This window comes from Atopomonas hussainii (assembly GCF_900109735.1).
GTDB lineage: Bacteria > Pseudomonadota > Gammaproteobacteria > Pseudomonadales > Pseudomonadaceae > Atopomonas > Atopomonas hussainii.
In genome coordinates this window covers 196,861-209,532 of the sequence record NZ_FOAS01000001.1, presented here as the reverse complement: position 1 = coordinate 209,532, position 12,672 = coordinate 196,861, and the positions used below count along the sequence as shown (strand labels likewise).

Sequence of the window (12,672 nt, the reverse complement as noted above, 5' to 3'; positions counted from 1 at the left end):
CAGGGTTCCTTTTAGGTTGGGTGAGGCAAAGCCGGGGTGCGACACAGCCCATGCACAGGGCCAAACAGCACGGAAAACAGGTAGGCCGCGCCGGCCAGCAGCACGATGCACGGGCCGCTGGGCAGGTTGGCGTAATACGACAGCAGCAGGCCCAGCCACACGCAGGCAGCGGCCAGCAGTGCGGCAAGCAGCAGTAGACTGGGTAAGTGGCGACTCCAAAAACGCGCCGCCACCGCCGGCAGCAGCATTAAGCCGACCACCATCAGCGCGCCGATGGCGTGAAAGCCGATCACCAGATTGAGCACCACGAGGCTCAAAAACAGGCCATGTACCAGCGGCCCAAGGCGACTCACGCTGCGCAGAAACAGCGGGTCTAGGGTGTCCAGCAGTAGCGCCCGATAGATCAGGGCGAGCAGTGCCAAACTCAGCCCGGCGACGGCCAGCATGGCGGTTAAGGTGTGCGCATCCACCGCCAGCGCCGAGCCAAACAACAAGTGCAGCAGATCGATTTTTTGCTCTGCCAAACTAAGCAGCAGCACGCCACCGGCCAGCGAGATGGGGTAGATCGCCGCGAGGCTGGCCTCCTCACGCAGACCAGTGCGACGGCTCACCCAGGCAGCCAATAACGCCATGCCCAAGCCGGCAGTTAGGCCGCCGAGCACCAACAGCGGCAGGCTCAGGCCAAAGCACAGAAAGGCCAACGCGGTGCCGGGCAGAATGCCGTGGGCGACCGCATCACCAATCAGGCTCATGCGCCGCAAGATCAGGAACACCCCCAGCGGCGCGGCACTGCTGGCCAGTGCGATGCCGCCGAACAAGGCGCGGCGCATAAAGGCAAACTCGGCAAACGGCTGCCAGAGCGCGTCGAACATCAGGCCACCTGATAGTGCGGCTGGCTGCGTAGCTGATTAAGCGGCGCGTACACGCAGCCGTGGGCCGACAGCAGCAAGGCGTTGTCCAGCCGCGTGCTCAGGTGGCTAAGCCCATGACTGACCACCAGCACGGTGCGGCCCTGCGCTTGCCAGGCGTGCACGCGCTGCCAGAGCAGGGTTTGCCCGTCGGCATCCAACGCGGCTTCGGGCTCGTCGAGCAGCAGCAGTTCGGCGTCGCACAACTCCAGTCGCGCCAACAGCGCACGTTGTAGCTGCCCGCCAGAGAGCTCAGCCAAGGGCTGCTCGGCCAGCGCGCTGATCTGCCACTGCGCGAGTGCTTGCTCCAGTTGCCTTTGCCGCGTGGCGCGCGGCTGTTGCGAGCGCCATAGGCCGCTGGCGACTAACTCGCGCAAGCGCAGCGGAAACTGCCGGTCGAAGCCCTGTTGCTGCGGCAGTAAGGCGCTGCCACCGGGGCGTTGGCAGCGCACTTCTAGCCGCCCGCTTAGCGGCGGCTGCAAGCCGGCCAGTACCTTAAGCAAGCTGCTTTTGCCGCAGCCGTTATGGCCGATGATGCCGGTCAGACTGCCGGCCGCCAGCTCGAGGCTTAGCGGTGGGGTCAGCGGGCGCCCCGCAGGCCCCCATTGCAGCGCATGGCAGCGAATCATAACGGCGCCTGCCAGCGACTGCGCGCCACGGCATCGTGCGCATGCAGGCTTTCGGCATGCACCACGGTGAGGTCAAAACCCAGCAGCGCGGGGTGGTTTTCCAGTGCGTTATGCAGGCGCCGCGCGGCGTCTTCGCAGAACATCAGGTTTTGCCCGTTGGCCAAGGCGAAGGCTTGCTCGTCGGCGCGTTTAACGGCGGTTTGTAGCGCGGTGCCAAGGGCTTTTTCGGCGCTATCTAGCAGCTGGGCAATCGGCAGATTGCTCAGCGTGGGTGCCAGTTGCAGCTGCAAGGTGGCGGTGCTGCGTTGGCTATGCGGCGTGGCGACAATCCCTTCAGCGCTGCCGAGCCATGTGCTGATGGCAGCATGATCGAAGCTTTTGCCCGCAAAATAGCGCGCAAATTGCTGCTGAATCAGCTGCCGCGCTAATGCCGCCGAGCACGGGCAGGTGGATGAGTAGCCGATGTCGAGGGTCAAGCTCAGCTGCAAACCGTTGGCGCCGAGCTCCGCGGCAATGCTCAGTGGGTAGGCGCGCCAGCCAGACAGCGGGCTCACCAGCGCCGGGCGTTGAATCAGCACCTCGCCGTGCAGGCGGATATACGCACGCTGCGCCATGCCTTGGTGGTAGTCCAAAAACTGTTGCAGCACGGCGCGCAGCCCGCCAACGTCGAGCGGCTGTTCACTTAGCGACTCCAAAGCCAGATACAAGCGCGACATATGAATACCGCGCACGCCGGGGGTATCTAAGCTCACGCCGGCATCCACTTTGGCGGCCAAGGTATGTCCCAGTAGCTGAATGGGCAAGGCGATACCTTGCATGCCAACCCAGTCCAGCGGCTGGGCGTGGGGGTGAAGTTGCGCGGCAATATCGGGCAGGGCGGCGGTCATAGAAGGCTCGGTTGGTCGGGTGGGTCTTGCGTTAGAAATGTTATGTTATAACAATATAAAAACACACCCATCGTCAAACCGCAGGACTCATCCCATGGATACCCGCCTACCCGTTACTGTGTTGTCTGGCTTTTTAGGCGCCGGCAAAAGCACCTTGCTCAATCATGTGCTGAAAAACCGCGATGGCCTGCGCGTGGCGGTGATCGTTAACGACATGAGCGAGATCAACATCGACGGCAGCGAAGTGCAGCGCGATGTGAGCCTGAACCGCGCCGAAGAAAAACTGGTGGAGATGAGCAACGGCTGTATCTGCTGCACCCTGCGCGAAGACTTGCTGGCCGAGGTCAGCCGCCTTGCCCAAGAAGGCCGCTTCGATTACCTGCTGATCGAATCCACCGGCATCAGCGAGCCGTTGCCGGTGGCGGAAACCTTCACCTTCCGCGATGAGCAAGGCCAGAGCCTGGCCGACATGGCGCGGCTAGATACCATGGTCACAGTGGTCGACGGGGTGAACTTTCTGCGTGACTTCCACGCCGCCGAAAGACTGGCCAGCCGAGGCGAAACGCTGGGTGAGGACGATGAACGCTCAATCACCGACCTGCTGATCGAGCAGGTGGAGTTCGCCGATGTGCTGCTGATCAGCAAGATCGACCTGATCAGCCAAGCTGAGCGTGAAGAACTCAGCGCCATCCTGCGCCGCCTGAATACCCACGCCGAGATTGTGCCGATGGTGATGGGCCAAGCGCCGCTTAAGCAGATCCTCAACACTGGCCGTTTCGACTTCGAGCGCGCCGCGGCAGCCCCAGGTTGGCTAAAAGAAATCCGCGGCGAGCACGTGCCGGAAAGCGAGGAATACGGCATTGCCTCCACCGCCTATCAAGCGCGTCGGCCGTTTCACCCCGAGCGCTTCTTCAACTTCTTGAATCAAACGTGGAGCAACGGCCGCCTGCTGCGCTCCAAAGGTTATTTCTGGCTGGCTAGCAAGCCCGAGGAAGCCGGCAGTTGGTCGCAGGCTGGCGGCTTGATGCGCTACGGCTACGCCGGGCGCTGGTGGCGTTATGTGCCGCGCGCCAACTGGCCGCAAGATGCCGAAGGCCGCGACTTAGTAGCGCAACATTGGCTGGGTGAGCACGGCGATTGCCGCCAAGAGCTGGTGTTTATTGGCCAGAACATCGACTTTGTGCGCCTACGCGCCGAGCTGGCTGCCTGCCTGCTAAGCGAAGCGGAATACGCCGCCGGCATCGACAGCTGGCGGCGCTTGCCCGATCCGTTCGGCGCGTGGCACGAGGAAGCAGCCTAATGTATGCCCTCAAGCTACGCCAACCGCCACAGCAGCATTTGGCCGCCAGCCCGGCGGTGCTCGCCGATGTGTTGGACGACAGCGTTAACTTGGCCGTCTGGCAGCGCGAATTAAGCCCGAAGGTCAGCGCCTTTGCTCAGCAGTTGTTGCTCGCCGAGCCGCAGCTGGCGCTGGCTTTTACTTGCGAAGCGGATGGCGAAGGCTTGCTGACGCCGCTGGGTGACGCCATCCCCGGTGCGCAGCTGCCCGGCTACGCCGAGTTTTGCGCCGACTTGGATTGGCTGATGAATGCCTTTGTCTGCCTGCTCGGCGCGCAGCGCATTGGCATGCGTTTGCGCAGTCTAGCCAGCCCCATGTGTCCGCGTTGGCATGTCGATCATGTGCCGCTGCGCCTGATCAGCACCTACAGCGGCCCGGCTAGCCAATGGTTGCTCGAAGGCGCGATGGATCGCCGCCAACTCGGCTCTGCAGCCCACGAGCCGCAAGACCCCAGCGCAGCACAACATCTGCAAGCCGGTTGGGTGGCGTTAGCCAAAGGGGAAAAGTGGCAAGGCAACGAAGGCGCCGGGCTTATCCACCGCTCGCCCGCCGTGCCCGATGGCGCACGGCGCTTGTTGCTAACGATGGACTGGTTGGCGTGATGTGGGCTTTCGCTAAGGAGGCGTAGATTTAATCAACGCCTCCCTAAGTCGTGCCACTGACCGTGATACTGCTTTTCACAGGCCACGCTTAAATAAACGCCGTCGCTGGCATGCCCGTAATAGTGAATATGCTGGCGATACGGCGTACCTTGCACTTGTGCATTGCGGCACACGCCGTAGCTTTCCGCCGGGCACTGCTCGACAAAGCTTACGGTCACCACTTTGCCCTTGAGCTGCGGCTGACAAAAGCCGCTACTGAACAACTGCTTAGGAATGCTCACGTTCTCTTGGCACAGGCGCACGCTTTGGTGGTCATCAATGGGCGTCTCCACCACACAGGCTTGCGCCCACACCCAAGACGGCAACATCGCTAACACTAACCCTGCACGCATAACCGCTAGCTCCAAAAAATCTGCGCGCAGCCTAGCATGGGATAGCTCGGCGCAGGTGTAGCAGCATCACAGCGCGGCCTTGCCAGTCTTGGCGGGGCTCCATGGCGAAGGGGCTAAAGCCGAGTTGTTGGTAGCACAACAGGCCGGCGCTGTTGTGGTTAAAGCAGGCCGCGCGTAGCTCGCGGATGGCAAAGTTGGTGCGGGCTAAGTGCTCAAGATGCTCGATCAAGGCGCGCGCCGCACCTTGCCCGCGCGCCGCTGGCGCAACGACAAGGTTGCCCAAACTGGCGTATTCGCCGGGCACTACCTTGAGCAGGTTGGCGTAGGCCACAGGTTGCTCGTCACGGAGTAGTACGATGCCGTGCTGGCGCTCGGCCAAAGCGCTGGCGAGCTGCGCGGCACCTAAGGGAAAGTGCGCCTTAGGGAAGAAGTAAAACAGCGTTTCGGCGCTCTCGGCAAAACCGCTAATCAGCGGCAAGTCGGCCGGGGTAACGGGGCGAGCGGTAAAGGCGGGCATAGGGATCATCCTGATCAAGCCGGTAAGATGGTTAAGCTGAATATTTTTATACCGAGGCGCTGATTAAACCAGTGTCTCCGCAAGGACACGCAAGCACATGTTGGTCAACATCCCCACCACCTTAATTGCCGGCTCGTTGGGCGCGGGTAAAACCAGCGTGCTGCGCTATTGGTTAGCCAATAAACCGGCCGATGAGCGCTGGGCGGTGTTGATCAATGAATTCGGCCAGATCGGTCTGGATGCCGCTTTGCTAGAAGGCAGCGGCCAAGGTGCAAAGTTGGCCGAAGTGGCCGGTGGCTGCGTGTGCTGCGTGAATGGCGCGCCGCTCACCGTGACCTTAAGCCGCTTGCTGCGCCAAGCCAAACCGCAGCGCTTGTTTATTGAAACCTCTGGCCTTGGTCACCCTGCCGCGTTGGCCGCGCAACTGGCCGCGCCGCCGTGGCAAGGCGTGCTGGCGCTACAGCCGGTGTGCGTGGTGTTGGACGCCGAGCGTTTGCAGCGCAACGAGCCGCTCAGTGAACAACTTGAAGACTGTCTGGCCAGCGCGGCGCCGCTACTGATCAACAAGAGTGAGCTGCTCAGTACTGCCGAGCGGCAGGCTGTGCAGGCACGCTTTGCCAATGCGCAACTGATCAGCCACGGGCAGACGCCGTGCCCAGCGGTGTTAAGTGCGGCGCAGGCGGGTAACCCGCTGTTGCCCAGCGCAGGCGCGCCATTGGGCGAGGTGTGGCTCGACCCCAGCCAGCCCATCGTCGCTATCCAACAGCGCGAAGAAGGCTGGAGCATCGGCTGGCGCTGGCACCCCAGCCAGCGCTTTAACTTGTCGGCGTTAAGCGATTGGCTGCAGGGGCAGCGTTACCTGCGCGCCAAAGGCATAGTACAAACCGTCGAAGGTGCCGCCGCTTGTAATCTCACCCCCGGCCAAGCTATCGACTGGCAGCCCAGCCCGTGGCGGCGCGACTCGCGCTTAGAGCTGATCTTTAGCCAGCCGCAGGACGCGCCAGCACTGAGCCAGTCGCTGCGTCAGTGCTGCGCCAGCCAGGCTTAGAAGCGATCGCGGATGACCACCTCGCCCAGCGGGCGTTGCACGCCGCGTGGCCAGGCCGGCTGGGTGGCTTTGCCCACCGCCAGCATCAGGCTGATGGCGTGGTCTTCCGGTAACTGGATGAGTTCGGCGACTTTCGCGAAGTCGAAGCCATCCATCGGGCAGCTGTCGTAGCCTAGGCCGCGTGCGGCGAGCATCAGGGTCTGCGCGACGATGCCGCAGCTGCGCATGATTTCATCGCGCTGCACCTGTGGTTTGTCGCGGTAGTAGCCGTCGATTAAGGGCACGATGAAGTCTTGTACTGCGCTGGGGGCGTGCGTCCAGAGCTGTTCGGGTTGCTTGCTCCAGGCGTTCAGATCGGCGCACAGCACAATCAACAGCGAGGCGTCGGTGACTTGCGCTTGGCCCAACGCTGCTTCGCGAATTTGCTCGCGCAGGGCGGGGTTTTCCACCACCACAAAACGCCAGTGCTGCAGGTTAAACGCGGTGGGCGAGAGGCGCGCCAGCTCAAACAGCTGGGCTTGTTCGGCGGCGCTTAGGCGGTGTTCGGGGTCGAAGTGTTTCACCGCGCGGCGGCTTTCGATGGCTTCGAAGATATGCATGGGCGTTTGCTCCTGACGGGTAGGTAAGTCAGGGGCATGCTAGTGCAATGCCTGCAATCGTGTAAGTATGCACTTTTATGGCCTATACATACCTAAAGGTAACTATCCCATGACAGAGGCGCAGAAGGTGTTTTCCGGTTGCCCGGTGGAAGTGTCGCTGGATGTGATCGGCGGCAAGTGGAAAGGCGTGATCGTGTTTCATTTGCTGCAAGGCACGCAGCGCTTTAATCAATTGCAACGGCTGTTGCCGGGCATCAGCCAGCGCGTGTTGACTAAACAACTGCGCGAGCTGGAGAGCCATGGCCTGGTGGTGCGCACCGTGCACCCTGTGGTGCCGCCGCATGTGGATTACGCCTTGAGCGATCTGGGTCGGCAGCTGGCGCCGGTGATTGCCGAGCTAAAGGTTTGGGGGCAGGCGTTTTTGCAGGCCGGTGGCGAGCCGCAGCGTTGCGATGAGGCGCAGTGGCAGGCGCCAAACGCATAACGGTTTAGGCATAAAAAAACGCACCCCTCGGGGTGCGTTTTTGTTCGCTGGCGCGGCGCTTACAGCTGCGGGCCGGCGGCCTTGATGGCCTCGGAGACATCGAACTTCTGGAAGTTATCCACAAACTGCTTGGCCAGGGCTTTGGCGGCTTCGTCGTAAGCGGCACCGTCGGCCCAGGTGTTGCGGGGGTTGAGTAGCTGGGTTTCAACGCCCGGTACGGCCTTGGGCACGTCCAGATTGATGATATCCAGGTGCTCGGTCTCGGTGTCGATCAGCGCGCCACTTTGGATGGCAGCAATCACGCCACGCGTGGTGGGAATGCTGAAACGCTGGCCAACGCCATAACCACCGCCAGTCCAGCCGGTGTTAACCAGATAGACCTTAGAGCCGAACTCTTTGATGCGCTTGATCAGCAGCTCGGCGTATTCGCCAGCCGGACGCGGGAAGAACGGTGCGCCGAAGCAGGTCGAGAAGGTCGACTTGATGCCGCCGCCCGAGCCCATTTCGGTCGAGCCCACCAGCGCGGTGTAGCCAGACAGGAAGTGGTAAGCGGCCTGCTCGTTGTTGAGGATCGACACCGGCGGTAGTACGCCAGTCAGGTCGCAAGTCAGGAAGATCACCGCGTTCGGCTCGCCGGCACGGTTCAGCTCGGCACGCTTCTCGATGTGCTCGCGCGGGTAAGCGGCGCGGGTGTTTTGGGTCAGGCTGTCGTCGGCGTAGTCAGCAGTGCGCTGCTCGTTGAGCACGACGTTTTCCAGCACGGCGCCAAACTTGATGGCGTCCCAAATCACTGGCTCGTTCTTCTGCGACAGGTCGATGCACTTGGCGTAGCAGCCGCCTTCGATGTTGAACACAGTGCCTTTGCCCCAGCCGTGCTCGTCGTCGCCGATCAGGAAGCGGCTCGGGTCGGCAGACAAAGTGGTCTTGCCGGTGCCAGACAGGCCGAAGAACAGGGTCACGTCGCCGTCATCACCGACGTTAGCGGCGCAGTGCATCGGCAGTACGTCTTTTTCTGGGAGCAGGAAGTTCTGCACGGCGAACATGGCTTTCTTCATTTCGCCGGCGTACTGCATGCCTGCCAGCAGCACTTTGCGCTTGGCGAAGTTGAGGACGACCACGCCTTCAGAGTTAGTGCCATCACGCTCCGGTACGCATTCGAAATGCGGCGCGTTGATGATCTGCCAGGCTTCTTTGCCTTTGGGGTTGTAGTTGTCCGGACGGACGAACAACACGCGGCCAAACAGGTTGTGCCAAGCGGTTTCGGTGGTCATACGGACCGGCTGGTAGTGCTCTGGGTCGGCGCCCACGTGCACGTGCGATACAAAGCTGTCGCGCTCTTCGAGGTAGGCTTCCACGCGCTCCCACAGGGCATCGAACTTGTCGGCCGGGAACGGGCGGTTGATGTTGCCCCAGGCAATGGCGTCTTTGGTGCTGGCTTCTTCGACGATGAAGCGGTCCATCGGCGAACGGCCAGTGCGGGCCCCGGTCTTGACTACCAGTGCGCCGGTATCGGCGAGATCACCTTCACTGCGGCGAACGGCCAGTTCTACCAGTTCAGCGGCGCTAATGTCGGTGTAAACGCGAATGTTGCTATCGGTCATCTAGTTACCATCGGCGGGGGCCGATTCCTCCGGTAATTCACTGTGCGACAGGTTTGCCGCAGAGGCTGGATGCAAGGGGGCTGCGGCAAAGAGCGCGGATTATGCCAGATGTAGCCAGTCAAATCGACTCACTACCTGACAGCCTGTCGTGAATGCCTGGTATCGCCGGGTTTGTGTGGCGAACGGCGGCGAAATCAGGGGCATTCGGCGACCAGCGAGTCGAATTTTTGTAGTGCGCGCAGGCGCTGTAAATCGGCGCCGTCGTCGATATCCCACAGGCTGGGGTTAAGGGTCAGCGATAAACCGCTGCATTGGCAGGCGCGTTGGCTTTGCGCCAGCACTTGCGGCGTGCTCCAAGCGATGTCGGTAAACGGTGCCGCGTGCACGCGGTTGAGGCCGATCAGCACATAGCCGCCGTCATCGCTGGGGGTGAGGGTGATATCGCTGTGCCGCAGGCTGTGCTCGGCGTGGCGCAGTTGCTCGGCATCCAAGAAGGGGCAGTCGCTGCCGATCAGCAGGGCCGGGGTGCCCAGTTGGGTAAACGCATGTTGCATCCGCGCGCCTAAATCGCCTGGGCATTGCACGCTGAGCTGGGCGTTAAATGCTGCGGCCAGCGCTTGCAGTTCGGGGTGTTCGGCATCGGGGCTGACATGCAGGTGTAACTGCTCGGTATACGCCGCCGCATGGGCCAGCGTATGGCGCAGCAGGCGCCGGTACAGATCACAGGCGGCCTCGGCGCCTAAGCTGGCGGCGAGACGGGTTTTCACCGTGCCCGGCACCGGCGCTTTGGCCATCACAATCACCGGCAGGCTCATGGCTTGCTGCTGCCGTAATAACGTGCGGCCAGCGCGGCGGGGTCGGCGCCTAGCCAGTAGCGCAGGCGCAGTGACCACATCAGGCCAATGGTGCGCAGCGTGCCGTGCTTGAGCCAACGGCGGCTGGAGGTGATCAGCGGCGTGCCGATGGCGGCGAAACGGCCGCTACGTTTAAGGCGTTGGCATAGCTCGATGTCTTCCATCAGCGGGATGGGCGCATAGCCGCCAAGCTGCTGGAATAAATCGCGGCGCACGAAGATGGCTTGATCGCCGGTGGCGATGCGGGTCAGGCGGGAGCGCCAGTTCATCAACCGCGCCACCCAGCGCAGCAGGAAGCTCGACGGCGCTAAGCGTACGTCGAAACGGCCCCAATCCGCGTGCTGTACAGCGGCTTGGATTAGCGCAGCAAAGTGTTCCGGCAGTTGAGTATCGGCATGCACAAACAGCAGCACCTCGCCTTTGGCAACGGCGGCGCCGGCGTTCATCTGCTGCGCGCGGCCGGGCGGGCTGCTGAGCACCTGATCGGCCAAGGGTTGCGCCAGTGCCACGCTGTTGTCGGTGCTCTGGCCGTCCACCACGATCAGCTCCAGTGCGCCGCGCTGGGTTTGCAGGCTGTGCAGCAAGCTTGCCAGCGCAGTGGCGTCGTTGCGCACCGGAATAATCAGCGACAGCCACGGCATCACGACAAACGCCAGCGGTGGAACTTGCCCAGCAGGTTGAGCACGCCTTGCGGGGCGTGGGCGCGTTTCCATTCACCGGCGGCGTATTTATTGGCCTCGGCCAGCGTGGGGTAGATGTGAATGGTGCCGAGAATTTTGTTCAGCCCATAGCCGTGCTTCATCGCCGCCACGTATTCGGCGATCAGGTCGCCGGCGTGCTCGCCGACGATAGTGACGCCGAGGATTTTGTCTTTGCCGGGCACGGTGAGCACCTTCACAAAGCCATGCGCGGCTTCGTCGGCAATGGCGCGGTCGAGGTCATCGATGCCGAAGGTGGTTGCTGTGTAAGCAATACCTTGGGCTTTGGCGTCTTGCTCGTTAAGGCCCACGCGAGCGACTTCCGGGTCGGTGAAGGTGGCCCAGGGGATCACCCGGTAATCCACCTTAAAGCGCTTAAACGGTGCAAACAGCGCATTCACCGCGGCGTACCACGCTTGATGTGCGGCGGCGTGGGTGAATTGATATGGCCCGGTCACATCGCCCACGGCGAATACGTTGGGGTACTTGGTGGCCAGATGCTCATCCACCGCTAAGGTGCCGTTGCTGCGCACCTCAAGGCCCAGTTCTTCCGCGCCATAGCCGGTGACATTGGCCACGCGGCCGAGGGCGATCAGCACTTCGTCGAATTCAATCCGCACCGGCTCGCTGTGCTCTTTGGTGCGGCAGTACAGCACCTTAGTGCCGTCTTCCACGGCAAAGCGCTGCGCTTCGTGGCCGAGGCGCAGGTCGATGCCTTCGGCGCGGAACTTAGCCATTACGGCTTCGCTGGCGTCGTCATCTTCACGCGGCAGCAGGCGGGCGCCGCGCTGCACTTGAATCACTTGACTGCCCAAGCGGTGGAAGGCTTGCGCCAGCTCGCAGCCGATTGGCCCGCCGCCGAGCACCAGCAGGCGCTTGGGCTGCTCGCGGATTTGCCAGATGGTGTCGGAGTTATACGCGCCGACGCTGTCGATGCCCTCTAGCGCGGGCATCAGCGGGCGGGCGCCGGCGGCGATGATGATATTGCGGGTGGTCAGGCGCTGGCCGTTGACTTCTACCTCCCACGGCGAGAGGAGCTTGCCGTTGCCTTGGATGCACTCGACGCCGAGGCCGGTGTAGCGCTCCACCGAGTCATGCGGTTCGATGGTGTTGATCACCTGCTGCACGCGCTCCATCACTTTGGCGAAATCCACCTGCGCTTGTGCGCCGCTAAAGCCCAGTTGCTCGGCTTTTTTTAGCTCGGCGGCAAATTTGGCCGAACGAATCAGCGCCTTCGACGGCACGCAGCCGGTGTTCAGGCAGTCGCCGCCCATCTGGTGTTTTTCGATCAGGCTGACGTTGGCTTTCACCGCCGCAGCGATATAGGCGCTGACCAAGCCGCCGGAACCGGCGCCGATCACCACTAAGTTGCGGTCGAACTGCTTAGGTTTAGTCCAGCGCTGATACACGCGGCGCGCCTTGAGCATATCGAGCAGCTTGCGCGCGATGAGTGGGAACACGCCAAGCAGCACGAAGGCGCCGAGCACGCCGGGCGACAAGATGCCGCCGAGCGAGTCCAGCTGGCCCAGCTCGCGGCCGGCGTTCACGTACACCAAGGTGCCGGGCAGCATGCCCAGCTGGCTTACCCACCAGAAGGTGCTGGCGCGCAGCTTGGTTAAGCCCATCGCAAGGTTAATCACGAAGAACGGCACCACCGGCACTAAGCGCAGGGCGAACAGGTAGAACGCGCCTTCGTGCTCGACGCCTTGTTCGATGCCGCGCATGGCGCTGGCGAACTTGTTCTGCACCCAGTCACGCAGCAAGAAGCGCGACAGCAGCATGGCCAGCGTGGCGCCTAAGGTGGAGGCGAACGAGACAATCACAAAGCCTTCCAACAGGCCAAACAGGGCACCGGCGAGTAAGGTCATTAACGCCGCGCCGGGCAGCGACAGCGCGGTGACCAACACATAAACGGCGAAGAACACCCCAGCGGCTAGCCACGGGTGGGCCTGCACCTGCGCGGTGAAGGCGGCTTGTTGGCCTTTGAGGTAGTCCAAGGTAAAGAACTGGCCAAGATCGAAGGCGAAAAACGCCGCAATGGCAGCGATCAGGGCGATAACGATGAAGAGTTTGCTAGAGCGCATGGGGTAACTGCACCTTGATTGATAGAGGGG

General features: G+C 62.3%; 14 protein-coding genes. 4 read left to right on the top strand and 10 right to left on the bottom strand.

Annotated elements, in window-relative coordinates:
* Positions 1-11: 11 nt before the first annotated feature.
* From BMX80_RS00980 to folE2, 3 genes are read right to left on the bottom strand one after another with little or no spacing between them, the layout of a single operon-like run.
* Positions 12-872: a metal ABC transporter permease gene (locus BMX80_RS00980; protein WP_074864196.1), complete on the bottom strand. Its 861-nt coding sequence runs from the start codon at positions 870-872 to the stop codon at positions 12-14.
* Positions 872-1,537, bottom strand: a complete 666-nt coding sequence (locus BMX80_RS00975; RefSeq protein ID WP_074864194.1) for a metal ABC transporter ATP-binding protein — start codon at positions 1,535-1,537, stop codon at positions 872-874. Before BMX80_RS00975 ends, BMX80_RS00980 begins: the two co-directional genes overlap by 1 nt.
* Positions 1,534-2,424: a GTP cyclohydrolase FolE2 gene (gene folE2 / locus BMX80_RS00970; protein WP_074864193.1), complete on the bottom strand. Its 891-nt coding sequence runs from the start codon at positions 2,422-2,424 to the stop codon at positions 1,534-1,536. The genes BMX80_RS00975 and folE2 overlap by 4 nt, the downstream gene beginning before the upstream one ends.
* A 94-nt stretch (positions 2,425-2,518) precedes the next feature.
* Between folE2 and zigA the strand changes: the two genes are divergently transcribed.
* Positions 2,519-3,724, top strand: coding sequence for a zinc metallochaperone GTPase ZigA (gene zigA, locus BMX80_RS00965; protein ID WP_074864191.1), 1,206 nt, complete (start codon positions 2,519-2,521; stop codon positions 3,722-3,724).
* Positions 3,724-4,365 (top strand): DUF1826 domain-containing protein, encoded by a 642-nt coding sequence (locus BMX80_RS00960; RefSeq protein WP_074864190.1) that lies wholly within the window; start codon positions 3,724-3,726, stop codon positions 4,363-4,365. Before zigA ends, BMX80_RS00960 begins: the two co-directional genes overlap by 1 nt.
* Before the next feature lie 32 nt (positions 4,366-4,397).
* Here the strand turns inward: BMX80_RS00960 and BMX80_RS00955 are convergent, their stop codons facing one another.
* A complete protein-coding gene (locus BMX80_RS00955) occupies positions 4,398-4,757 on the bottom strand; it encodes a hypothetical protein (protein ID WP_074864188.1) in 360 nt (119 codons plus the stop codon).
* Between the two features lie 31 nt (positions 4,758-4,788).
* Positions 4,789-5,274, bottom strand: a complete 486-nt coding sequence (locus tag BMX80_RS00950; protein WP_074864187.1) for a GNAT family N-acetyltransferase — start codon at positions 5,272-5,274, stop codon at positions 4,789-4,791.
* 97 nt (positions 5,275-5,371) lie between these two features.
* On the opposite strand from BMX80_RS00950, the gene BMX80_RS00945 reads away from it, so the two are divergent.
* Complete coding sequence (locus BMX80_RS00945; protein WP_074864186.1) at positions 5,372-6,322, top strand: CobW family GTP-binding protein; 951 nt, start codon at positions 5,372-5,374, stop codon at positions 6,320-6,322.
* On the opposite strand, the gene BMX80_RS00940 is transcribed toward BMX80_RS00945, so the two are convergent.
* Positions 6,319-6,921 (bottom strand): nitroreductase family protein, encoded by a 603-nt coding sequence (locus BMX80_RS00940; RefSeq protein ID WP_074864184.1) that lies wholly within the window; start codon positions 6,919-6,921, stop codon positions 6,319-6,321. The genes BMX80_RS00945 and BMX80_RS00940 overlap by 4 nt on opposite strands.
* Before the next feature lie 109 nt (positions 6,922-7,030).
* On the opposite strand from BMX80_RS00940, the gene BMX80_RS00935 reads away from it, so the two are divergent.
* Entirely contained in the window at positions 7,031-7,405 is a 375-nt protein-coding gene (locus BMX80_RS00935) for a winged helix-turn-helix transcriptional regulator (RefSeq protein ID WP_074864182.1), read from the top strand.
* 59 nt (positions 7,406-7,464) lie between these two features.
* On the opposite strand, the gene BMX80_RS00930 is transcribed toward BMX80_RS00935, so the two are convergent.
* The 4 genes from BMX80_RS00930 to BMX80_RS00915 all read right to left on the bottom strand — a co-directional run bounded on the left by BMX80_RS00930 (position 7,465) and on the right by BMX80_RS00915 (position 12,642).
* Positions 7,465-9,006, bottom strand: coding sequence for a phosphoenolpyruvate carboxykinase (locus BMX80_RS00930; RefSeq protein WP_074864180.1), 1,542 nt, complete (start codon positions 9,004-9,006; stop codon positions 7,465-7,467).
* 194 nt (positions 9,007-9,200) lie between these two features.
* Entirely contained in the window at positions 9,201-9,821 is a 621-nt protein-coding gene (locus BMX80_RS00925) for a TIGR04282 family arsenosugar biosynthesis glycosyltransferase (RefSeq protein WP_074864178.1), read from the bottom strand.
* Positions 9,818-10,501: a TIGR04283 family arsenosugar biosynthesis glycosyltransferase gene (locus tag BMX80_RS00920; RefSeq protein ID WP_074864176.1), complete on the bottom strand. Its 684-nt coding sequence runs from the start codon at positions 10,499-10,501 to the stop codon at positions 9,818-9,820. Before BMX80_RS00920 ends, BMX80_RS00925 begins: the two co-directional genes overlap by 4 nt.
* Complete coding sequence (locus BMX80_RS00915) at positions 10,501-12,642, bottom strand: FAD-dependent oxidoreductase (RefSeq protein WP_074864174.1); 2,142 nt, start codon at positions 12,640-12,642, stop codon at positions 10,501-10,503. The genes BMX80_RS00920 and BMX80_RS00915 overlap by 1 nt, the downstream gene beginning before the upstream one ends.
* Positions 12,643-12,672 lie beyond the last annotated feature (30 nt).